Consider the following 21,834-nt stretch of genomic DNA (forward strand, 5'->3'; position numbering starts at 1 on the left):
GTGCGGTGGGGGCGGGCCCTGTGGGGCGAGGTCGGCCCATGTGTGGCAGGGGCCCGTGTGTGTCGGGGGGGGGAGGGCGCGTGCGGTGGGCCGTCGTGTGTTCGGTCGCGCGACGAGCTCGGCTGTCCGGTCGGGCGAGGGGCTTGCCTGCCAGGTCGGCTGATGGGCTTGCGGGCCCGGTCAGCCGACGGACTTGCGGGGCCGGTCGGCCGCGACGGACCTGCGTGCCCCGTGAGGCGACTGGCTTCCGTGCCCCGTGCGGCGGCCGGTTTGCGGACCCGGTCGGCCGACGAGCTTGCGCGCCCGAAAGCCAACCAGCCTGGCTGCCCAATCGACCGACCGGCTAACAGACCCCGCAAGCCGACCAACGTGCAGACCCCGACAACCGACGCACTCCACGCGCCCGAAAGCCGACCAGCCTGCCTGCCCAATCGACCGACCGGCTAACAGACCCCGCAAGCCGACCAACGTGCAGACCCCGACAACCGACGCACTCCACGCGCCCGAAAGCCGACCAGCCTGCCTGCCCAATCGACCGACCGGCTAACAGACCCCGCGAGGCGGCCGGCTTGCAGACCCGGACAGGCGGTGGGCTGCGCGCACCCGGCGGCCGACAGGCTCTGCGCGTTCGGTCAGCCGACGAGGTTGTCGGCCAGCTCCTCCTCGCCGAGGTTGGCGTCGGTGCCGGGGATGCCGAGGTCCGAGGCCCGCTTGTCGGCCATGGCCAGCAGGCGGCGGATGCGGCCGGCGACCGCGTCCTTGGTCAGCGGCGGGTCGGCGAGGGCGCCCAGCTCCTCCAGCGAGGCCTGCTTGTGCTCCATCCGCAGCCGGCCCGCGGCGGCGAGGTGCTCCGGGACGTCGTCGGCGAGAATCTCCAGGGCCCGCTGGACCCGGGCCCCGGCGGCGACGGCCGCACGGGCGGAGCGACGCAGGTTGGCGTCGTCGAAGTTGGCGAGGCGGTTGGCGGTGGCCCGGACCTCGCGGCGCATCCGCCGCTCCTCCCAGGCCAGCACCGAGTCGTGGGCGCCGAGCCGGGTGAGCAGGGCGCCGATCGCGTCGCCGTCGCGGACGACCACCCGGTCCACACCGCGCACCTCGCGGGCCTTGGCGGCGATCGACAGCCGGCGGGCGGCGCCGACCAGGGCGAGCGCGGCCTCGGGGCCCGGGCAGGTGACCTCCAGGGAGGAGGACCGGCCGGGCTCGGTGAGCGAACCGTGCGCCAGGAACGCGCCACGCCAGGCGGCCTCCGCGTCGCAGGTGGCCCCCGAGACCACCTGCGGCGGCAGACCGCGGATCGGCCGGCCCCGCCCGTCGACCAGGCCGGTCTGCCGGGCGAGCTGGTCACCGCCCGCGACCACCCGAACGACGTAACGCGAGCCGCGGCGCAGCCCGCCCGGCGCCATCACGATCAGCTCGGAACTGTGCCCGAAGATCTCCAGAATGTCCCGCTTGAGCCGGCGCGCCGCGTTCGCCGTGTCCAGCTCCGCCTCGATCACGATGCGCCCGCTCACCAGGTGAAGGCCGCCGGCGAACCGCAGGACGGCGGAGACCTCCGCCTTTCTGCAGCAGGTCCGGGTGACGGGGAGCCGGGAGATCTCGTCCTTCACCGCTGCCGTCATCGCCATGGGCCGATCCTTCCATGCATCCGAAAAATACGGTCGTACGCGGCGGCCAGCAGCTCCGGGTCGTGCCTCGGGGTCCCGTCGGTCCGGGCGACCGGAGCCAGCTCGACCGCGGCGCCGAACCGTTTCGCGGCATCGGTGAGCGAGTCACGGTCGGGCACGGCGGCCTCGTCGGCCAGCACCACGTCCAGGGCGAGTTTAGGGGCGTGTCGTCCCAAAACCTCCAAATGACGCTGCGGTGAGAAGCCCTCGGTTTCCCCGGGCTGCGGCGCGAGGTTCAGGGAGAGCACCCGGCGCGCCTTGGTCTCGACGAGCGCGTCCAGCAGGTCGGGTACGAGCAGGTGCGGGATGACCGAGGAGAACCAGGAGCCGGGGCCCAGCACCACCCAGTCCGCGTCCAGGACGGCGTCCACCGCCTCGGGGACGGCCGGCGGGTCGTTCGGCACCAGGTGCACGGACTGCACCTCACCCGGGGTGAGGGCCACGGTCGCCTGCCCGCGCACGGTGTCCACCTCGTCGGGCCGCTCCGGGTCGTGCCCCTTGACCAGGGCCTGGAGCTCCAGCGGCACCGCGGACATGGGCAGTACCCGCCCGTGCGCGCCGAGCAGCTTGCCGACCAGGTCGAGGGCCTGGACATGGTCGCCGAGCTGCTCCCACAGGGCGACGATCAGCAGATTGCCGACCGCGTGTTCGTGCAGGTCGCCCTGGGACTGGAAGCGGTGCTGGATGACGCGGGCCCAGGTCTGGCCCCAGTCGTCGTCGCCGCACAGCGCGGCCAGCGCCTTGCGCAGGTCGCCGGGCGGCAGCACACCGAGCTCGTCACGGAGGCGCCCGCTGGAACCGCCGTCGTCGGCCACGGTGACGACGGCGGTGAGGTCGCCGGTGATCCGGCGCAGTGCGGCCAGTGAGGCGGACAGGCCCATGCCGCCGCCGAGGGCGACGACCTTGGGCTGGGTGCCCCGGCGGCGCGGCTTGCCGCCGCGCGCCTGCTCGGGCCGGGCGGCGCGGGCCTCGGCGGGTCTGCCGCCGCGCCCTTCGGGCACCACCCGGCGCAGCCTGCTCAGCCGCGGAGTACGTCCTGTCATTCCCGTCCCATGTCCCGGTGGACGACCACCGTCTCCACGCCCTCGGCGGCGAGCCGGGCGGCGAGCTTCTCCGACATGGCCACGGACCGGTGCTTGCCGCCGGTGCATCCGACGGCGACGGTCACATAGCGCTTGCCCTCCCGACGGTAACCCGCGGCGATCATCTGGAGCAGCTCGGTGTAGCGGTCGAGGAACTCCTTGGCCCCCGGCCGGCTGAGGACGTAGGAGGACACCTCCTCGTTCAGGCCGGTGAACGGGCGCAGCTCCGGGACCCAGTGCGGGTTGGGCAGGAAGCGCATGTCCACGACCAGGTCGGCGTCGACCGGGAGGCCGTACTTGAAGCCGAAGGACATGACGGTGGCCCGCAGCTCGGGCTCCTCGTCGCCGGCGAACTGGGCGTCCATCTTGGCGCGCAGCTCGTGCACGTTGAGGCTGGAGGTGTCGATCACCAGGTCGGCGTCGCCGCGCAGCTCGCGCAGCAGCTCCCGCTCGGCGGCGATGCCGTCCACGATCCGGCCGTCGCCCTGGAGGGGGTGCGGGCGGCGCACCGACTCGAAGCGGCGGACCAGGGCGTCGTCGGAGGACTCCAGGAAGACGATCCTGCGGGTGACACCGCGGGCGTCGAGGTCGGCGAGCGATTCGCGCAGGTTGTCGAAGAAGCGCCGGCCGCGGACGTCGACGACGACGGCGATGCGCGCCACGTTGCCCTGCGAGCGGGCGCCGAGCTCCACCATGGTGGGGATCAGCGCGGGCGGCAAATTGTCGACGACGAACCAGCCGAGGTCCTCCAGACACTTGGCGGCCGTCGAGCGGCCGGCCCCGGACATGCCGGAGATGATCACCAGCTCGGGGATGGCCGCCTCGTGCGCCCCGGCTGTTTCCTTGCCCGTACTCACCTGTGCTCCGTCGTTCTGGCGCGGGCCCGGTCCGGCCGTCCGCGGGTCCGCGTCCTCGCCGGCCGTGCCGTGGGCCTGTTCTCGTCCCGCTGTGGGCTGTGCCTCGTGCTCGGTCATCTCTCCTGCCCCCGTCGTTCGTCCGGGGTGCCCGCGGGCACGGGCTCCCCCGGGGCATCCGCCGTCGTCTCGGGTGCCCCGTCCTCGTCATCCATGATCTCCCCGGTCGCCGTGTTCACGGCGGGTGCGGCCGGAGTGGCCCGCGCGAGGGCCACCGCGACGGTCTCCGCCGTCTTGCGGCCTATGCCGGGCACCTCGCAGATCTGGTCGATCGTCGCCGACCTGAGCTTCTTCACCGAACCGAAGTGCTTGATCAGCGCCTGCTTGCGGGTCTCCCCCAGTCCGGGCACGTCGTCCAGGGGGCTCGACCGGAAGCGCTTGGCGCGCTTGGCGCGCTGGTAGGTGATCGCGAAGCGGTGGGCCTCGTCCCGGACCCGCTGGAGCAGGTACAGGCCCTCGCTGGTGCGGGGCAGGACGACCGGGTCGTCGTCACCGGGCAGCCACACCTCCTCCAGGCGCTTGGCGAGGCCACAGACGGCGATGTCGTCGATCCCCAGCTCGTCCAGTGCCCGCTGGGCCGCCGCGACCTGCGGCTGCCCGCCGTCGACGACGACGAGCTGGGGCGGGTAGGCGAAGCGCTTGGGGCGGCCGTCGTCGTCCTTGAGGGCGGGGCCGTCCACGAGGGCCTCGCCGTCGTCCTGGGCGGCCCGGCCGTCCGTGAGCGGCCGGCCGTCGGCGCGCCGCTCGGCACCGTCTGCTTCCGCCGCATCGGGGTCCGGGCCATCGGCCCACTCGCCGGTCTTCTCCTTCTCGGCGAGGTAGCGGCGGAAGCGGCGGGTGATGACCTCGTGCATGGAACGGACGTCGTCCTGTCCCGCGAAGCCCTTGATCTGGAACCGGCGGTATTCGCTCTTCCGGGCCAGCCCGTCCTCGAAGACGACCATGGAGGCCACGACGTCGTCGCCCTGGAGGTGCGAGATGTCGTAGCACTCGATGCGCAGCGGGGCACTGTCCAGGTCCAGGGCCTCGGCGATCTCCTCCAGCGCGCGCGAGCGCGTGGTCAGGTCGGAGGCGCGCTTGGTCTTGTGCAGGACCAGCGCCTGCTGGGCATTGCGCTGGACGGTCTCCATCAGTGCCTTCTTGTCGCCGCGCTGCGGGATGCGCAGCGACACGCCCGATCCCCGGCGCCCGGTCAGCCACTGCTGGACCGGCTCCACCGGGTCGGGCAGGGCGGGGACCAGGACCTCCTTGGGAACGGCGTCCCCGGTCTCCTCGCCGTACAGCTGCTGGAGGGCGTGCTCGACCAGGGCGCCGGTGGTGATCTCCTCCACCTTGTCGGTGACCCAGCCGCGCTGACCGCGCACCCGTCCGCCACGCACGTGGAAGATCTGGACGGCCGCCTCCAGCTCGTCCTCGGCGACCGCGATCAGGTCGGCGTCGGTCGCGTCGGAGAGCACGACCGCGCTCTTCTCCATGGCCTTCTTCAGGGCTCCGATGTCGTCGCGCAGGCGTGCCGCCCGCTCGTACTCCATGTCCTCGGCCGCGTCGGCCATCTGCCGCTCCAGACGGCGCAGATAGGTGCCGGTGCGGCCCGCCATGAAGTCGCAGAACTCCTCGGCGAGCTCCTGGTGGTCCTCGGGGGAGATCCGCTCCACACAGGGCGCGGAGCACTTGCCGATGTAACCGAGCAGGCAGGGGCGGCCGGTGCGGGCCGCGTTCTTGAAGACGCCGGCGGAGCAGGTGCGCACCGGGAAGACGCGCAGCAGGAGGTCGACCGTGTCGCGGATCGCCCAGGCGTGTCCGTACGGCCCGAAGTAGCGCACGCCCTTCTTCTTGTGGCCGCGCATCACCTGCACGCGCGGGAACTGCTCGTTCATCGTCACCGCGAGGTACGGGTAGCTCTTGTCGTCGCGGTACTTGACGTTGAACCGGGGGTCGTACTCCTTGATCCAGGAGTACTCCAGCTGCAGCGCCTCGACCTCCGTGGACACCACCGTCCACTCCACGGAGGCGGCCGTGGTGACCATGGTGCGGGTGCGGGGGTGCAGGTTCGCCAGGTCCTGGAAGTAGTTCGCCAGGCGCTGGCGCAGGCTCTTCGCCTTTCCGACGTAGATCACCCGGCGGTGCTCGTCACGGAACCTGTACACCCCCGGGGAGTCCGGGATCTCACCCGGCCTGGGGCGGTAGCTGGAGGGGTCGGCCATGACTCACACCCTACTGGCGGGGACCGACACCGCGGCGGGGCTGTGGACGATGGGCCGGGGCCCCTGTGGACAACCCTCCGCCAGGGCCTGTGGCCACCGGTCGCGCGGGCTTGTGGAGGCCCCGGCGGGCGGCCGGGGAGAGACGGTCCGGGGCCAGCCGGTCACGCCGGGTGCCCTTGGGACGCCCGGCCCGTGCGTTCTCGGCCAGGAGCGCGTCACGGTCGGGCTTCAGGTGTTGTCGGGGCCAGGCCAACACGCTTCAATGCGGGGGGACTCGGGGCCCTGAAGCGCGGCGTACGGATGTGCAGACCCCTGCGCCGCGACCGGGGGCGGCCCCGGTCGATCCGCGCCGAACGGTCTGACCAGCCGTCGTGTCCTTCACAGAAAGGCCCCTGCATGCCGCACGCCACCCAGCACCTGGACGTCGCCACCGCGGAACTCGACTCGGCCCTGCGCGGTGGCCCCTTCCACGTGGCCCTGCGCGCCGCGATCGCCGCTCGCGGACTGCCGCTGCAGCGCGTGCAGCACCATCTGTCGCGCCACGGGGTGAAGGTGGGCGTCACGAGCCTCAGCTACTGGCAGCAGGGCGCCCGGCGCCCCCAGCGCCCGGAGTCGCTGCGGGCCGTGCGGGCCCTGGAGGAGATACTCCAGCTGCCCGAGGAGTCGCTGATACGTCTGCTGGCCGAGGCCGGGGAGGACCCCTCGGACCGGCGGCCCGCCGCCCGCTCCTACCGCGCCCACGTGGAGGCCTCCGGCGTCTTGGAGCGGCTGCTGGCCGAGCTGGACCATCCCTCGTCGGACGGCGGGGTGCACGTCCTCGGGCACCACGAACGGATCCGGATCGGAGCCCGCCGCGAGCTCGCCGCCCGCGAGTCGCATCACATCGTCCGCGCCCACCGCGACGGCGTCGACCGCTTCGTCGCCGTCCACCACGGCGACCCGGGCTGCGCTCCCGCGCGGATGACCGTCCACGCGCTGGAGAACTGCCGCACGGGACGGGTCCGCACCCATCACGACACCGGTGTGCTGGTGACCGAGCTGCTCTTCGACACGCGTCTGCGGACCGGCGACACCCACCTCTTCCGCTACGGCGTCGAGGACGGCACGGCGGGCGTGAGCCGCGAGTACACCCGTGGGTTCGGCGCGGCGGGCGGGCAGTACGCCCTCCAGGTGCGCTTCGACGCGGCGGCCCTGCCGGTGCGCTGCCACCGGTTCACGCAGCACTCGCCGGCGGCTCCGCGCGGCGGCCGGCAGGAGCTCGTCCTCAGCGGGCAGCACCACTCGGTGCACCTCGTGGAACCGCGGATGCGGTCGGGGATGCTGGGGATCGGGTGGGACTGGGAGTGAGCGGGCGGTTGCGGTCCGGGCCGGTCAGGTCCCGGGGCTCGCGACGATCCGGCCCTGCTTGACCTCGACCGGCAGCTCGATGAGCGGCACGGTCGCCGGGGCGTGCAGCACCTCACCGGTCCGGGCGTCGAACTCGCTGCCGTGACAGGGGCAGACGAGTTTCGTTCCCTGCAGCTTCCTGATGGGGCACCCCGCGTGCGTGCAGACCGTGCTGAACGCCTTCAGGGAGCCGTCGTCTGCCCGGCTGACCACGACGTTGTGGTCGCGGTCCAGCTTCGTCGCCCCCTTGGCGACAGTCCCGTCCGCGCCGAGGTCGACGGGTGCGGTCGGCCGGGCGGGCGCGGCACCGTCGTCGCCCGGTGAGCAGGCGGCCGCACCGAGTCCGGCGACGGGCGTGAGGGCCGCCGTACGCAGGACGGTACGGCGGCTCGGGGCGGGACGGCCAGGCATGGGGGCTCCACTGGTCAAGAGGGGGTACGGGCCGACGATATCCGGCTGCCGGAGCCGCTCCGCGGGGTGGGTCGGCGTGGACGCGTAGACGTGCGGAAGGCATACGAGAGGGGTGCGTAAACGCTTGCGCAAGCGTTTACGCACCCGCAGGGGATGGGGTACGGTCCCGCCACCGGCCACGCGCGTGCCGTACCGAGGCCGACGCGCGGCAGCACACGAGGGGAGCCGCCGATGGCCACCATGGCCGATGTCGCGCGAAGCGCCGGTGTCTCCGTGGCGACCGTCTCGCACGTGCTCAACGACACCCGTCCGGTGCTCCCGCGCACCCGGCAGGCCGTGCTGGACGCCATCGAGGAACTCGGCTACACCCCGAACACCCTCGCCCGCTCCCTGGTGACCTCCCGCACCCGTTCCATCGGGCTCGCGGTGTCGGCGATCAGCAACCCGTACTTCACGGAGATCCTCCAGGGCGTCGAGGCCGCCGCCCTGGAACACGGTTACGGCCTGCTCATCGCCGACCCGCACGACGATCCCGGACACGAGCGCAAGGTGGTCCGGCTGCTGCACGAGCGGCGCGTGGACGGCATGATCGTCGCGCCCTCCGCCGACCCGCGCGCGCTCGTCGCGTATCTCGGCCGCCACCGCGTTCCCGCCGTGTTCCTCGACCGGGTCGTGGACGTCCCGGACGGCGACGGTACTCCGCGCTTCGACCAGGTCTGTGCCGAGGGCGCCGAGCCGACGGCCCTGCTGGTCACCCATCTCGCCGGGCTCGGCCACCGCAGGATCGGCCTGGTCGCCGGCCGGCCGGGGCTCAGCACGACGCGCGAGCGGATCACCGGCTACCGGCACGGCCTCGCCGCCGCCGGGTTGCCCTTCGACGAACGGTTCCTGGTCCACGGCGACTCCGAGGCGGCCGGCGGGGAACGGGCCGCAGCGGCCCTGCTGTCCCTGGCGGTGCCGCCCACCGCGCTGGTCACCGCCAACAACGCGATGACCATCGGAGCGCTGCGCGCCGTACGGGACCGTGGGCTGTCCGTGCCCGGCGACCTCGCACTGTGCTGCTTCGACGACTTTCCCTGGGCGGACCTCTTCTCCCCCCGGCTCACGGCCGTGGCGCAGCCCAGCAGGGAGCTCGGCGCCCGGGCCGTCCGGCTGCTGCTGGAACGCCTCGCCGAGCCGGACCGGCCCGCCCGGACGGTGCGGTTGCCGTGCGCCTTCGTGCACCGCACCTCGTGCGGCTGCCCCGAGCAGTCCGAGCAAGTTCCCGTAATGGTTCACGAAAGGACGCTCCCGTGATCGTCGTCGCCGGTGAGGCCCTGATCGACCTGGTCCCGCAGGGGACGGGAGCCCTGGCCGCACTGCGGCCGGCGCTCGGCGGCGGGCCGTACAACACGGCCGTCGCGCTCGGCCGCCTCGGCTCCCCCGCCGCTTTCTGCTCCCGGGTGTCGTACGACGCCTTCGGCGAGGCCCTGCTGGAGCGGCTGCGCGAGACGGGCGTGGACGTGTCCCCTGTGCAGCGCGGGACCGAGCCGACGACGCTCGCCGTGGCCTCGGTGGACGCGGACGGGTCCGCCGCGTACTCCTTCTACGTGGACGGGACGGCGGACCGGTTGTTCGCTGTGCCCGCCGCGCTGCCGTCCGGTACCCGGGCGGTGTCCTTCGGCACCTGCTCGCTGGTGCTGGAGCCGGGCGCGAGCGCCTACGAGGAACTGTTGCGCGAGACGGCCGCGCGGGGCCTGTTCACGGCGCTGGATCCCAACATCCGGGCCGGCCTGATCCCCGACCCCGACGCCTACCGGGCCCGGTTCAAGAGCTGGCTGCCGTCCGTGGCCCTGCTGAAGCTGTCCACCGAGGACGCCGAATGGCTCGGCGGCACGCCCCGGGAATGGCTGGCGGCCGGCCCGGCGGCGGTCGTGGTCACCCGGGGCGGTGCCGGACTGACGGCGTACACCCGTGACGGGGGCGAGTACACGGTGCCCGGCGAGCGGGTCGACGTGGTGGACACGATCGGCGCGGGCGACACGGTGAACGCGGCGCTGCTGCACGGCCTCGCGGTCCGGGACGCCCTCAGCGCGGAGGCGGTGTCCGCACTGGGCGCGGAGGGCTGGGCCGGGCTGCTGGGCTTCGCCGCCCGCGCGGCGGCGGTCACCTGCTCGCGGGCGGGCGCGGAGCCGCCGTACGCCCACGAGGTGGCCGGCTGAACGCCGAGAACCTACCCCTCGACCAGGGTGTCGGGCCAGGGGCGGGGACTGGACCATGGAGGGCGAGCTGACCCGTCCGGTGACGTGCGCCGTGGAGTCGACGGGCTGGGTGCCATGTCCGTCGGTGGGGACGGGCGGCACGCCGGGTCCGAGACGACGGGTGAGATCCGGCAGGGCGACTTCGGTCTGGTCTTCGCTCCGGGCGCCGGCGGGTACCTGAGCGGCCAGGTCGGGCGAGCGCCGAGCCGGGCTCCACGGGATCGTCCGTGGAGCCCGGCTCGGCTCCGGTTCAGGCCTTGCTCGTCCGCGCCGTCTTCTTCGCGGCGGGCTTCGCGGCCGTCTTGGCGGTCTTGGCCGGCTTGGTGGCGGGCTTCTTCGCCGCCGTGCCGGTGACCGCCTTGGTGGTGGTCTTCGTGGCGGACGCCTTGGCCGCCACCGTCTTCGCCGCCGCCTTGCGCGGGGCCTTCACCGGGGCCGCGTCGCTGATGCGGTCCGCGCCGAGGATGTCCCGCAGGAACTTGCCGGTGTGGCTGGCGGGCACGGCGGCGACCTGCTCGGGCGTGCCCTCGGCGACCACCAGGCCACCGCCGGCGCCGCCCTCGGGGCCCATGTCGACGACCCAGTCGGCGGTCTTGATCACGTCGAGGTTGTGCTCGATGACGATGACCGAGTTGCCCTTGTCGACGAGGCCGGACAGGACGGTGAGCAGCTTGCTGATGTCCTCGAAGTGCAGACCGGTGGTCGGCTCGTCCAGGACGTAGACCGTGCGCCCGGTGGAGCGGCGCTGCAGCTCGCTGGCGAGCTTGACGCGCTGAGCCTCACCGCCGGAGAGGGTGGTCGCGGACTGGCCGAGCCTGACGTAGCCGAGGCCGACGTCCTTGAGGGTCTTCATGTGCCGGGAGATCGCGGGGACCGCCTCGAAGAACTCCGTGGCCTCCTCGATCGGCATGTTGAGCACGTCGGCGATGGACTTGCCCTTGTAGTGGACCTCCAGGGTCTCCCGGTTGTACCGGGCGCCGTGGCAGACCTCGCACGGGACGTAGACGTCCGGGAGGAAGTTCATCTCGATCTTGATGGTGCCGTCGCCCGCGCAGTTCTCGCAGCGGCCGCCCTTGACGTTGAAGGAGAAGCGGCCGGGCAGGTAGCCGCGGACCTTCGCCTCGGTGGTCTCGGCGAACAGTTTGCGGATGTGGTCGAAGACGCCGGTGTACGTCGCCGGGTTGGACCGCGGGGTGCGGCCGATGGGCGACTGGTCGACGTGCACGACCTTGTCGACGAGGTCGTCGCCGTCCACGCGCGTGTGCCGGCCGGGCACGTTGCGCGCGCCGTTCAGTTCGCGGGCCAGGTGGGTGTACAGGATGTCGTTGACCAGCGTCGACTTGCCGGAGCCGGAGACGCCGGTGACGGCCGTGAAGACACCGAGCGGGAAGGAGACGTCGATGTCCTGGAGGTTGTTCTCGCGGGCGCCGTGCACGGTGAGCTGCCGGGCCGGGTCGCGGGGGCGCCGGATGTCGGGCAGCGGGACGGCCTTGCGGCCGGACAGGTAGAGGCCGGTCTGCGACTCGGCGTTGTCCAGCAGCTCCTTCAGGGAGCCGCTGTGGACCACCTTGCCGCCGTGCTCGCCGGCGCCGGGGCCGATGTCGACGATCCAGTCGGCGACCTTGATGGTGTCCTCGTCGTGCTCGACGACGATGAGGGTGTTGCCCATGTCGCGTAGCCGGACGAGGGTCTCGATCAGCCGGTGGTTGTCGCGCTGGTGCAGGCCGATGGACGGCTCGTCGAGGACGTAGAGCACGCCGACGAGGCCGGAGCCGATCTGGGTGGCCAGGCGGATGCGCTGGGCCTCGCCGCCGGAGAGGGTGCCGGCCGCGCGGTTCAGCGAGAGGTAGTCCAGGCCGACGTCGACCAGGAACCGCAGCCGCTCGTTGACCTCCTTCAGGACGCGCTCGGCGATCTTCTTGTCGCGGGCGTTGAGCTTCAGCTCGCCCAGGAAGTCGGCGCAGTCGCTGATGGACATCGCCGAGACCTCGGCGATCGACTTGCCCATGACGGTGACCGCGAGGACGAGCGGCTTGAGGCGCGTGCCCGCACAGGTGGGGCAGGGCACCTCGCGCATGTAGCCCTCGAAGCGCTCGCGGCTGGCGTCGCTCTCGGCCTCGCTGTGCCGGCGCTTGACGAAGGGGATCGCGCCCTCGAAGGCCGTGGTGTAGCGGCGCTCGCGCCCGTACCGGTTGCGGTAGCGGACCTCGACCTGGGTCTTGTGGCCGTTGAGCAGGGCCTTGCGGGCGCGCAGCGGCAGACCGGCGAAGGGGATGTCGGTCCGGAAGCCGAGGGCGTCCGCGAGGGCACCGATCAGGCGGCCGAAGTAGTCCTTGGTGTGCCCGTGCGACCAGGGGTGGATGGCGCCCTGGTCGAGGGACTTCTCCTCGTCGGGGACGATCAGCTCCGGGTCGACCTCCATGCGCGTGCCGATGCCGGAGCAGTCAGGGCAGGCGCCGAAGGGCGAGTTGAAGGAGAAGGAGCGGGGCTCCAGCTCCTCGAAGGACAGGTCGTCGTACGGGCAGTACAGGTGCTCGGAGTACATGCGCTCGCGCTCGGGGTCGTCCTCGGGGAGGTCGACGAAGTCGAGCACGACCATGCCGCCGGACAGGCCGAGCGCGGTCTCCACGGAGTCGGTGAGCCGGCGCTTGGCGGAGTCCTTCACCGTGAGGCGGTCGACGACCACCTCGATGGTGTGCTTCTCCTGCTTCTTGAGCGTGGGCGGATTCGAGAGCTGGATCGTCTCGCCGTCCACCCGCGCGCGGGAGTAGCCCTTGGTCTGGAGGTCGGAGAAGAGGTCGACGAACTCGCCCTTGCGCTCGCGCACCAGCGGCGAGAGCACCTGGAAGCGGCTGCCCTCCGGCAGCTCCAGGACCTTGTCGACGATGGCCTGCGGCGACTGGCGCGAGATCGGCCGGGAGCACTGAGGGCAGTGCGGCTTGCCGATGCGCGCGAAGAGCAGGCGCAGGTAGTCGTAGACCTCGGTGATGGTGCCGACCGTGGAGCGCGGGTTGCGGGAGGTCGACTTCTGGTCGATGGAGACCGCCGGGGAGAGTCCCTCGATGAAGTCGACGTCCGGCTTGTCCATCTGGCCGAGGAACTGCCGGGCGTAGGAGGAGAGCGACTCCACGTAGCGCCGCTGGCCCTCGGCGAAGATGGTGTCGAAGGCCAGGGAGGACTTGCCCGACCCGGACAGGCCCGTGAAGACGATGAGCGAGTCACGAGGCAGGTCGAGCGAGACGTTCTTCAGGTTGTGCTCGCGCGCGCCACGGACGATGAGACGGTCGGCCACGCCGGTCCGCACCTTTCTTGAGAGAAGTGACAGGGGCGAGGCCCCCGTCTTTCTCAGACTAGGGGGAGCCACTGACAACGCCGGTCGGATTCACCGGTTGTCAACAAACCCCGACTTCCCAGCATGCCCGACGCCGCTTCCGACCATATAGCACGTGCATTCGAATTGCGGGGGTCGTCCACAACCTTCACCCGAAGGTGTGGCGCGGTCTAGGGTCAGCATCATGATTGATCACGCTCATGACCTGGAGTCTGTACGTGACGCTACCGAGCGGCTGCTCGGCGCGGTCGGGAAACTGGACAACGCGTCCGTGACGGAGTCGTCACGGCTTCCCGGCTGGAGCCGTGGCCACGTCCTCGCCCACCTCGCCCGCAACGCGGACGCCCTTGTGAACGTCCTCGAAGGACGCCCCATGTACGTCTCCGGCGAGTCCCGGGACGCCGACATCGAACGGGACGCGCCGCGCCCCCTCGACGCCCAGCTCGCCGACGTGCGCGAGAGCGCGGCCCGCTTCCAGGACGCCGCCGCCGTTCCCGCGGACTGGTCGCGCACGGTGGAGCTGCGCAACGGGATCACCGACTCGGCGTCCCGGCTGCCGTTCCGGCGCTGGGTCGAGATCGAACTGCACCACGTGGACCTGGGCATCGGGTACGAGCTGGAGGATCTTCCGGCGGAGTTCACGGAGCGGGAGACCGACTTCCTCGCCGCACGGTTCGCCGGACACCCGGACGTGGTGCCCACCCGGCTCACCGACGGCACGCGCGCGTGGCGCACGGGCCGGGAGGCGGAGGCTCCCGAGGTGACCGTCACCGGACGCCCGGCCGACCTGCTCGGCTGGCTCGCCGGACGCCGCGCGGGCTCCGCGCTGACGGTGGAGGGCGGCCCGCTGCCGGCGCTGCCTCCGTTGTAGCGCCGCCCCCGGGAGGCGGTCTGCGGGCCACCTCCCGGCGCTAGGCTGGCTTTCATGACGTACAGCGGAGAGGTCAGGGTCGGCGGACCCGCCGACGTGCACGAACTCAAAGACCTGATGATCACCAAGGTCGCGGTCGGCCCGATGGACAACAACGCCTATCTGCTGCGCTGCCGGGCCACCGACGAGCAGGTGCTGATCGACGCCGCCAACGACGCGCGCACGCTGCTCGGCACGATCGGTGACGACGGCATCGCCTCCGTCGTCACCACCCACCGGCACGGCGACCACTGGCAGGCGCTCGCCGAGGTCGTCGCGGCCACTGGGGCCCGCACCCACGCCGGCCGGCACGACGCCGAGGGCATCCCCGTGCCGACCGACGTCCTCCTCGACGACGGCGACACGGTCCGGGTGGGGCAGGTGGAGCTCACGGCACGCCACCTGGCCGGACACACTCCGGGCTCCGTCGTCCTGGTGTACGACGACCCGCACGGGCATCCCCATGTGTTCACCGGGGACTGTCTCTTTCCGGGTGGTGTGGGCAACACCCATGACGATCCCAAGGCGTTCGCGAGCCTGATCCACGACGTGGAGACCAAGGTCTTCGATGTGCTCCCGGACGAGACGTGGGTCTATCCCGGGCACGGCAAGGACACCACGCTCGGCGCGGAACGGCCGCACCTGCCGGAGTGGCACGCGCGCGGCTGGTGAGCCCGCGCGGCACGCAGGGGCAGCTCCCGGCGCCTCAGGCCCGGGCCGTTCCCGCCCCGGCCAGCACCGCGATCCGCTCCACACCGAACACGTACCCCTGCACACCGCACCCCGCGATCACCCCGTCCGCGCGCTGCGACACGTAGGAGTGGTGCCGGAACGACTCACGCTGGTGAATGTTGGAGATGTGGACCTCCACCACCGGCAGGCCGTCGCAGGTGTTGAGCGCATCCAGGATCGCGACGGAGGTGTGCGAGTAGGCTGCGGGATTGATCACGATCCCGCAGTGGTTCAGCCGGGCCTCGTGGATCCAGTCGACCAGTTCGCCCTCGTGGTTGGACTGCCGGAAGTCCACCGTGCCGCCGTGTGCCGCCGCCGCCTTCACGCACCGCGCCTCGACGTCGGCGAGGGTGTCGGAGCCGTAGATCTCCGGCTGGCGCTGGCCCAGCAGGTTCAGGTTGGGGCCGTTGAGGATCATGATCGGGGCGTTGGCCAGGGTGCGGGGCACGGTTCCTCCGGTCCGTTCGGGTGCGGCGGTCCCCGTACGGGCCGCCGCTCGGACCCCGGTTTATCACGGTGCGCCGGCTGCCCGGCCGGCCCTACCCTCCGTCCATGACGATGATCGAGTATCCGCCCAAGCCGTCGCCCGGCGACCGCGTCGCGGTGATATCGCCCTCCTCCGGGCTGCCGGGGCTCTTCCCGCTCCCCTACGAGCTGGGCCTGGAGCGGCTGCGCAAGGAGTTCGGTCTGGAGCCCGTCGAGTATCCGGCGACGCGGAGGATGGGTTCGACGCCGGCCGAGCGGGCCGCCGACGTCCACGCCGCCTTCGCCGATCCGGAGATCAAGGCCGTCATCGCGTCGATCGGCGGTGACGACCAGATCACCGTCCTGCCACTGCTGGACCGGGAACTGATCCGGGCCAACCCGAAGCCCTTTTTCGGCTTGAGCGACAACACCAACCTGCTCGCCTACCTGCGCAACACGGGCATCGTCGGTTACCACGGCGCGAGCGTCATGGTGGAGCTGGGACGTCCCGTCGCCATGCACCCGCAGACCGCCGACTCGCTGCGCGCGGCGCTTTTCACCTCCGGCCCGTACGAGTTTCGGCCCGCCGAGCACGTCAACGACGTCAACCGCGACTGGGCCGACCCGGCCACCTTCGAGGCGGAGCCGTCGATGCGGCCCGGTTCGGGCTGGTCCTGGGTGAACGCCGGCCGGGTGGTCGAGGGACGGACCTGGGGCGGCTGCCTGGAGATCCTGGCCTGGCTGCTGATGGCCGACCGGGAGATCGCCCGCGACCCGGCGGAGTACGAGGGCGGCGTGCTGCTCCTGGAGACCTCGGAGGAGATGCCGAGCGCGACGGAGGTCTTCCGCACCCTGCGCAACATGGGCGAGCGCGGGCTGCTCGGCCGCTTCTCCGCGCTCTTGATGGCCCGCCCGAAGACCTGGTCCTTCGAACGCCCCAACAGCCCCGAGGAGGGCGAACGGTACGCGGCTCAGCAGCGCGAGGCGGTGCTGCGGGCGATGCGGGTCTACGCCCCCGAGGCCACGATCGTCTTCGACGTGGACTTCGGCCACACCGATCCGCAGGTCGTCGTCCCGTACGGGGGGACCGTGCGGGTCGACGGGCCCGCGCGGCGCATCACCGTCACGTACTGACGCTCCCCGCGTTCTGGGGACCGGCCGGTGCTAGGGATTAATCGCCAACTCCAGGTACGCCGCGAACAGCACCAGGTGGACGCCTCCCTGCAAGGGCGTGGCACGGCCCGGGACGACCGTCAGCGAGGCCACCACCACGGTCAGGGCGAGCAGCACCATGTGGACCGCTCCGAGCCCGAGGACCAGCGGCCCGGAGAGCCACAGGGAGGCGAGGGCGACGGCCGGGATGGTCAGGCCGATGCTGGCCATGGCCGAACCGAGGGCCAGGTTCAGGCTGGTCTGCACCCGGTCGCGGCGCGCGGAGCGCACCGCGGCGATGGTCTCGGGGAGCAGGACGAGCAGGGCGATGACGACGCCGACGACGGCGTGGTGCAGCCCGGCGGCCTCCACCCCGTCCTCGATGGTGGGCGACACCCCTTTGGCCAGGCCGACCACGCCGATCAGAGCCAGGGCGAGCAGCACCAGGCTGATCAGCGCGGTGCGGGCGGACGGCGCGTGGGCGTGGTTCTCGACGGTGATCACCTCGCCCTGCCGGGTGATCGGCAGGAAGTAGTCGCGGTGCCGCACGGTCAGGGTCGCGATGAACAGGCCGTAGAGGACGAGTGAGGAGAGCGCCGCGAAGGTCAGCTGCACGGTGGAGAACTCGGGGCCGGGCGCACTCGTGGTGAACGTCGGCAGCACCAGACTGAGCGTGGCCAGGGTCGCGACGGTCGCGAGGGCGGCGCCGGTGCCCTCCGGGTTGAAGACCGCGGTGCCGTGCCGCAGGGAGGCGACCAGGAGGCTGAGGCCGACCACACCGTTGCAGGTGATCATCACGGCCGCGAAGACGGTGTCCCTGGCCAGGGACGCGCTCTTGTCTCCGCCGTCGGCCATCAGGGTCACGATGAGCGCGACCTCGATGACCGTGACGGCGACGGCGAGGACCAGGGACCCGAAGGGCTCACCGACCCGGTGGGCGACCACCTCTGCGTGATGGACGGCGGCGAGGACGGAGACGGCGAGGACGATCGTCAGCAGGGCGACGACGGCCCCGGGCAGATCGCGTCCCCAGGTAAAGACCAGCAGTACGACCGCGACCACGGGCGTGACGGCCGTCCATTGGGTGAGGAACTCCCTGGGACGAGTGATCATGACGCGATCGTCGCAGAGGGCGACGGCCCCGGCATGCGCTGTGACGCGGACCGGGCCAACGAGCCGGGCCGACCACAGCAGCTTCGAGGGCTCCTCACGGCCCTGACGGAAGAGCGGCGGGCGGCTCCTCGCCGCCCGCCGCTTTCGGTGGTCACTCCCGCCCGTGGTGAGGCGGGTGTTTCCGGTCAGGCCTCGATGCTGTCCTTCGGGGCGTCGTCGCTCTTGCTCTCCGCGGCCTCCGCCTCGGCCTGCTTCTTGGAGGCTCGCAGGCTGGTGATCGTGGTGACGATCAGGACGGAGCAGATCACGCCGAGCGAGACCGGGATGCTGATCTCGGGGACGTGGACCCCGGACTCGTGCAGGGCGTGCAGCACCAGCTTGACGCCGATGAAGCCCAGGATGACCGACAGGCCGTAGGAGAGGTGCACCAGCTTCCTCAGCAGACCGCCGAGGAGGAAGTACAGCTGTCGCAGACCCATCAGGGCGAACGCGTTGGCCGTGAACACGATGTACGGGTCCTGGGTCAGGCCGAAGATCGCCGGGATGGAGTCGAGTGCGAAGAGCACGTCGGTGGTGCCGATCGCGAGCATCACGACCAGCATCGGGGTCATGACGCGCTTGCCGTTCTCCTCGATCCACAGCTTGGTGCCGTGGTAGCGGTCGGCGACACCGAAGCGGCGCTCGGCCGCCTTGAGCAGCTTGTTCTCCTCGAACTCCTCGTCCTCCTCGTCGGCACGGGCCTCCTGGATGAGCTTCCAGGCCGTGTAGATGAGGAAGGCGCCGAAGATGTAGAAGACCCAGGCGAAGTTGGCGATGATCGCGGCACCCGCCGCGATGAAGACGGCCCTGAGGACCAGGGCTATGAGGACACCGATGAGGAGCACTCGCTGCTGGTACTGCGAGGGCACCGCGAACTTCGCCATGATCAGGATGAAGACGAAGAGGTTGTCCACGCTCAGGGACTTCTCGGTGATGAAGCCCGCGAAGAACTCGCCGGCGGGCTGGCCGCCGCCGAAGATGAGCAAGCCGACTCCGAAGAGGCCCGCCAGGGCGATCCAGACGGCCGTCCAGATGCCGGCTTCCTTGATCGATACGTCGTGCGGCTTGCGGCCGATGAAGAAGTCGGCCCCGATCAGGAGGGCGAGGCCCACCACGGTCAGGACCCACAGGGTCATGGAAACTTCCACTACTACGCCTCCGGCAGTACGTCACACGGCAGATGTCAGCGTCGTCGCTGCCGGAGGTCTCTTCCACCCCGGGTGCCCGGGACGCGTGACGCGTCCGGAACCCACGGGCCGACGCCCCGGGATCTGGCCTGATCCGTATTGACGGGTACGCCGCAGTAGTTGGCAGGGAGTACTCCCCTCCGTACGGACGACAGTACCCCATTCCCCAAGGGAAGGTAAAGAGATTCGCAAATAAAGCCCAAAAGGGCAGCTCAGAACCCTTTACCTAGGCCACGAACGGCGGGCTGCGGCGACCTGGCCGAGCACCTGCCGGAGCACCTGGCTGCCGGGCGGGACGAGCGAGGGCTCGTACGTCCAGGCGTGCCCCACCCACGGGTCGGCGAGGTGGTCGTCGGCGACGGGCGTCAGCCGGAGCAGCGAACGCCACAGCGGGTCGAGCAGCGGTCCGTACCCGGCGGAGTCCTCACGGTCGGCGACCAGCATCAGGTGGACGCCGACGGCCGGTCCCTCGTCGGCGAGGTAGCGCAGCTGGTTCACCGCCCGGTCGTCGAAGCCGTGCGGGAATTCGTTGACGATCAGGAGCTGCTGGGAGGTGTCCAGACCGGGCGGGAGCGCGTCGGGAGCGCCGCCGCGCAACGCCATCTGCACCAGGTCGACGCGCTGGGTCAGGCGCGCGAGCACGTCCGCGGTCCCGGCGGCGCCCAGGGCCGGCGGGGCGTCGAGCACCCCGGACTGCACCAGGGGTGCCAGCGGCTGCGTCCCCGATCCGGCCGGGTCGACGACGTGCACGGTGAACTCGCCCGCCGGGTAGACGGCGAGCAGCCGGGCCGCGTGTGCGACCGCGGTCTCCAGACCCAGGCGCCGCGTCTCGTGCGGGTCGGTGTACGAGCCGTCCAGCGAGGCCGCACGTCCGCTGTCGATCCACAGGCCGCGCTCCAGCGGCAGCCGGACCAGCATCGGAATGCGTATGCGGTCCGCCTCGGACAGATGGAGGTCGCCCAGCCTGACGGCCATGGGGATCTCCATGGGCACGCGGTAGGCGTGCCAGACGGGGCTGTCCCAGCGCGCGTAGGCCGTCGGCAGGGCCGGCTCGACGACCTCTGCCTCGGCCGCGAGCTGGGCCACGTCCCGGTCCAGGGCCTCCCCGGCCTGTGTCACGAGCTGCTCGTGCCGGGCGCGGGCCGCGTCCCGGGCGGCGTCGCCCTGACCGCCGATCCGGTTGCGCGGGTCGGAAAGGACCTGGTCGAGCTCCTTCTCCATGCGTGAGTCCGCGAAGTCCACGGCGCTGCGGTAGGCGGCAGTCGTGCGGGCCAGGTCCTCGAACATGCCCCAGACCTGGTTGTAGAGCCGCTCCTCCATGGACCAGCCGGTGGCGTCACCCGCGACTGGTGGTGCGGGCTGCCCGGGTGCGGGCGGCGGCGCGGCCGGCGGAGGCGGGGGCGGAGCGCCGTGCTGCCGGCGGGGGTGGCTGTAGTCGATCGGGCCACCGCCGGTGGCCGCGGACTGCTGGCGGGTCGCGGAGGGATCCGCCGTGGTGCCCGGGTACGGCTGTGGCGTGGCGTGCTGTCCCGGGGCCGCGGGCGTCTGTCGTGCCGGCGGGCCTTGGGGGTCGGTCTGCGGCGTGGGTGGCACGCCGCCGGTGGCGCCGTGGGCCGCGGCCGTGCCGGGATCGTGCGCCGAGGCGGTGGCGGGCCGGGAGCGGTCCCCGTCGGGCATGCGGGGCGGGGGTGCCGGCACGGAACGGGCCAGACCGCGGGCCACCGCGTCCTGGATGTCGCCGGCGAGGCGGTGGGCCTCGGGCAGGTTCTGGTCGGTGAACAGCTCGGCGAGCCCGCCCGCGTAGCCCTGGCCGACGGCGCGCACCTTCCAGGCGCCCTGGCGTCGGTAGAGCTCCAGCGCGACGACGGCCGACTCGGCCTCCAGGCCGGTGAGGGTGTAACTGGCGACCTCGTCGCCGTCGAGGCCCGTGACGGCGACGAAGGGGGCGGCCACGGCTCCGAAGCGGGCAGGTCCCTGGCCGCCGTCGGGCAGGGCGAGCAGCACGCTGACACGGTGCACGGCGTCCGGCACCGCGTCCAGGTCGACCGCGAGGCGGTGGTCGGCGGCGGCCTGCCGGGAGACCTCCAGCCCCGGCAGGGTGGGCGTGCCCGGGTGTGCCACCCGTTCGACGCCGTGGACCTCGCCGTTCTCGTCGCCGAGCGTGGCTCCTGCCACGACCGGCGTGCCGGCCGAGACCCGGATCTCCAGGCGAGCCCGGGGAAGCGGGTGGTTCTGTCCCCGCGTCAGCTCGGCCGTCATCGCCTTTCCCCCTGTGTCACTCGTGCTCACTCGTGCGTCTGTGTCACGCGCGGCGCCCGTGCTGCGTCCGTTACAGGACCGGCAGGATCGCCGGCATCAGGTCCTGGAAGGTGCGGCCGTTGGCCGGGGAGCCGATGGCGGTCATCGACCAGCCCTGCCCCACCCGGTGCACCTTCGCCATGATCTGGGCCGTGAAGGCGCCGCCGCCGGCCAGCGTGTAGCGGGCGAGCTCCTGCCCGTTGGTCTCGTCGACCAGGCGGCAGAACGCGTTCTGCACTTCCTGGAAGGTCTGGCCCGTGAAGGAGTTCACGGTGAAGACGATCTGGTCGATGTGGACCGGAACGCGCTGCAGGTCGACGAGGATCGCCTCGTCGTCACCGCCCTGGCCGACGCCGCCGACGAGGTTGTCCCCGGTGTGGCGCACCGAGCCGTCGTCGCTCACGAGGTGGCGGAAGAAGACGACGTCCACGGGCTGCTTGTCCGCGAACAGGACGGCGGAGGCGTCCAGGTCGATCTCCCGCGTGCGGGAACCGAACAGGCCGCGCCGGGGAGCCGCCTGCCAGCCGAGACCCATGCGCACCGACGTCAGGCTGCCGCCGTCGTCCTTCTGCAGACTGATGGCCTGACCCTTGGTCATATTGACGGTCACGCGCTGATCCCCTCTCGAGCTGTCCCCTGTTGCCGCGGCGCCCGCGGTTGACCAGAACCCTACGCAGGGGCACTGACAGCGCCCCACCCAGGACCG

The 21,834-nt window shown here is 71.9% G+C and carries 17 protein-coding genes; 6 read left to right on the top strand and 11 right to left on the bottom strand.

What is annotated here, in order from left to right:
- Positions 1 to 632: 632 nt before the first annotated feature.
- From whiA to uvrC, 4 genes are read right to left on the bottom strand one after another with little or no spacing between them, the layout of a single operon-like run.
- Positions 633 to 1,625, bottom strand: coding sequence for a DNA-binding protein WhiA (gene whiA / locus AMK11_RS00845; protein WP_043374250.1), 993 nt, complete (start codon positions 1,623 to 1,625; stop codon positions 633 to 635).
- Positions 1,616 to 2,707: a gluconeogenesis factor YvcK family protein gene (locus tag AMK11_RS00850; RefSeq protein ID WP_073721665.1), complete on the bottom strand. Its 1,092-nt coding sequence runs from the start codon at positions 2,705 to 2,707 to the stop codon at positions 1,616 to 1,618. Before AMK11_RS00850 ends, whiA begins: the two co-directional genes overlap by 10 nt.
- Positions 2,704 to 3,720 (bottom strand): RNase adapter RapZ, encoded by a 1,017-nt coding sequence (gene rapZ, locus AMK11_RS00855; protein WP_073721667.1) that lies wholly within the window; start codon positions 3,718 to 3,720, stop codon positions 2,704 to 2,706. The genes AMK11_RS00850 and rapZ overlap by 4 nt, the downstream gene beginning before the upstream one ends.
- A complete protein-coding gene (uvrC, locus tag AMK11_RS00860; protein ID WP_073721669.1) occupies positions 3,717 to 5,864 on the bottom strand; it encodes an excinuclease ABC subunit UvrC in 2,148 nt (715 codons plus the stop codon). Before uvrC ends, rapZ begins: the two co-directional genes overlap by 4 nt.
- 396 nt (positions 5,865 to 6,260) lie before the next feature.
- On the opposite strand from uvrC, the gene AMK11_RS00865 reads away from it, so the two are divergent.
- The gene (locus AMK11_RS00865) at positions 6,261 to 7,211 is read left to right on the top strand and encodes a hypothetical protein (protein WP_073721671.1); all 951 of its coding nucleotides are present in this window, start codon (positions 6,261 to 6,263) and stop codon (positions 7,209 to 7,211) included.
- 24 nt (positions 7,212 to 7,235) lie between these two features.
- On the opposite strand, the gene AMK11_RS00870 is transcribed toward AMK11_RS00865, so the two are convergent.
- Positions 7,236 to 7,661 carry a Rieske (2Fe-2S) protein gene (locus tag AMK11_RS00870; RefSeq protein ID WP_073721673.1) on the bottom strand — a complete coding sequence of 142 codons (426 nt, stop codon included), beginning with the start codon at positions 7,659 to 7,661 and terminating at the stop codon, positions 7,236 to 7,238.
- A 231-nt stretch (positions 7,662 to 7,892) separates the two neighbouring features.
- Here AMK11_RS00870 and AMK11_RS00875 point away from each other — a divergent pair, with 231 nt between their 5' ends.
- Together AMK11_RS00875 and AMK11_RS00880 are read left to right on the top strand one after the other, a co-directional pair.
- Positions 7,893 to 8,957 carry a LacI family DNA-binding transcriptional regulator gene (locus AMK11_RS00875; RefSeq protein ID WP_073721675.1) on the top strand — a complete coding sequence of 355 codons (1,065 nt, stop codon included), beginning with the start codon at positions 7,893 to 7,895 and terminating at the stop codon, positions 8,955 to 8,957.
- Positions 8,954 to 9,862 carry a carbohydrate kinase family protein gene (locus AMK11_RS00880; RefSeq protein WP_073721676.1) on the top strand — a complete coding sequence of 303 codons (909 nt, stop codon included), beginning with the start codon at positions 8,954 to 8,956 and terminating at the stop codon, positions 9,860 to 9,862. Before AMK11_RS00875 ends, AMK11_RS00880 begins: the two co-directional genes overlap by 4 nt.
- A gap of 289 nt (positions 9,863 to 10,151) precedes the next feature.
- Here the strand turns inward: AMK11_RS00880 and uvrA are convergent, their stop codons facing one another.
- Positions 10,152 to 13,193, bottom strand: a complete 3,042-nt coding sequence (gene uvrA / locus AMK11_RS00885) for an excinuclease ABC subunit UvrA (RefSeq protein ID WP_073721704.1) — start codon at positions 13,191 to 13,193, stop codon at positions 10,152 to 10,154.
- Positions 13,194 to 13,416: 223 nt separating this feature from the next.
- Between uvrA and AMK11_RS00890 the strand changes: the two genes are divergently transcribed.
- Together AMK11_RS00890 and AMK11_RS00895 are read left to right on the top strand one after the other, a co-directional pair.
- Positions 13,417 to 14,103 carry a maleylpyruvate isomerase family mycothiol-dependent enzyme gene (locus tag AMK11_RS00890; protein WP_073721706.1) on the top strand — a complete coding sequence of 229 codons (687 nt, stop codon included), beginning with the start codon at positions 13,417 to 13,419 and terminating at the stop codon, positions 14,101 to 14,103.
- Between the two features lie 54 nt (positions 14,104 to 14,157).
- Positions 14,158 to 14,814, top strand: a complete 657-nt coding sequence (locus AMK11_RS00895; protein WP_073721708.1) for an MBL fold metallo-hydrolase — start codon at positions 14,158 to 14,160, stop codon at positions 14,812 to 14,814.
- Positions 14,815 to 14,848: 34 nt separating this feature from the next.
- Here the strand turns inward: AMK11_RS00895 and aroQ are convergent, their stop codons facing one another.
- Entirely contained in the window at positions 14,849 to 15,322 is a 474-nt protein-coding gene (aroQ, locus tag AMK11_RS00900; protein ID WP_073721710.1) for a type II 3-dehydroquinate dehydratase, read from the bottom strand.
- 104 nt (positions 15,323 to 15,426) lie between these two features.
- Here aroQ and AMK11_RS00905 point away from each other — a divergent pair, with 104 nt between their 5' ends.
- Positions 15,427 to 16,473, top strand: coding sequence for a S66 family peptidase (locus AMK11_RS00905; RefSeq protein WP_073721712.1), 1,047 nt, complete (start codon positions 15,427 to 15,429; stop codon positions 16,471 to 16,473).
- Between the two features lie 30 nt (positions 16,474 to 16,503).
- Here the strand turns inward: AMK11_RS00905 and AMK11_RS00910 are convergent, their stop codons facing one another.
- The 4 genes from AMK11_RS00910 to AMK11_RS00925 form a co-directional block, all read right to left on the bottom strand.
- Positions 16,504 to 17,604 (bottom strand): calcium:proton antiporter, encoded by a 1,101-nt coding sequence (locus tag AMK11_RS00910; RefSeq protein WP_073721714.1) that lies wholly within the window; start codon positions 17,602 to 17,604, stop codon positions 16,504 to 16,506.
- Between the two features lie 185 nt (positions 17,605 to 17,789).
- Complete coding sequence (locus AMK11_RS00915) at positions 17,790 to 18,791, bottom strand: TerC family protein (protein ID WP_079187144.1); 1,002 nt, start codon at positions 18,789 to 18,791, stop codon at positions 17,790 to 17,792.
- Between the two features lie 261 nt (positions 18,792 to 19,052).
- The gene (locus AMK11_RS00920) at positions 19,053 to 21,089 is read right to left on the bottom strand and encodes a TerD family protein (protein ID WP_073721718.1); all 2,037 of its coding nucleotides are present in this window, start codon (positions 21,087 to 21,089) and stop codon (positions 19,053 to 19,055) included.
- A gap of 70 nt (positions 21,090 to 21,159) precedes the next feature.
- The gene (locus tag AMK11_RS00925) at positions 21,160 to 21,738 is read right to left on the bottom strand and encodes a TerD family protein (protein WP_073721720.1); all 579 of its coding nucleotides are present in this window, start codon (positions 21,736 to 21,738) and stop codon (positions 21,160 to 21,162) included.
- Positions 21,739 to 21,834 lie beyond the last annotated feature (96 nt).

The organism is Streptomyces sp. CB02414 (genome assembly GCF_001905385.1).
Lineage (GTDB): Bacteria > Actinomycetota > Actinomycetes > Streptomycetales > Streptomycetaceae > Streptomyces.

Excerpts from the sequence above, each read along its gene's own strand:
- whiA (WP_043374250.1), bottom strand. The coding sequence starts at position 1,625 with ATGGCGATGACGGCAGCGGTGAAGGACGAGATCTCCCGGCTCCCCGTC.
- AMK11_RS00850 (WP_073721665.1), bottom strand. The coding sequence starts at position 2,707 with ATGACAGGACGTACTCCGCGGCTGAGCAGGCTGCGCCGGGTGGTGCCC.
- rapZ (WP_073721667.1), bottom strand. The coding sequence starts at position 3,720 with ATGACCGAGCACGAGGCACAGCCCACAGCGGGACGAGAACAGGCCCAC.
- uvrC (WP_073721669.1), bottom strand. The coding sequence starts at position 5,864 with ATGGCCGACCCCTCCAGCTACCGCCCCAGGCCGGGTGAGATCCCGGAC.
- AMK11_RS00865 (WP_073721671.1), top strand. The coding sequence starts at position 6,261 with ATGCCGCACGCCACCCAGCACCTGGACGTCGCCACCGCGGAACTCGAC.
- AMK11_RS00870 (WP_073721673.1), bottom strand. The coding sequence starts at position 7,661 with ATGCCTGGCCGTCCCGCCCCGAGCCGCCGTACCGTCCTGCGTACGGCG.
- AMK11_RS00875 (WP_073721675.1), top strand. The coding sequence starts at position 7,893 with ATGGCCACCATGGCCGATGTCGCGCGAAGCGCCGGTGTCTCCGTGGCG.
- AMK11_RS00890 (WP_073721706.1), top strand. The coding sequence starts at position 13,417 with ATGATTGATCACGCTCATGACCTGGAGTCTGTACGTGACGCTACCGAG.
- AMK11_RS00895 (WP_073721708.1), top strand. The coding sequence starts at position 14,158 with ATGACGTACAGCGGAGAGGTCAGGGTCGGCGGACCCGCCGACGTGCAC.
- AMK11_RS00905 (WP_073721712.1), top strand. The coding sequence starts at position 15,427 with ATGACGATGATCGAGTATCCGCCCAAGCCGTCGCCCGGCGACCGCGTC.
- AMK11_RS00910 (WP_073721714.1), bottom strand. The coding sequence starts at position 17,604 with ATGATCACTCGTCCCAGGGAGTTCCTCACCCAATGGACGGCCGTCACG.
- AMK11_RS00920 (WP_073721718.1), bottom strand. The coding sequence starts at position 21,089 with ATGACGGCCGAGCTGACGCGGGGACAGAACCACCCGCTTCCCCGGGCT.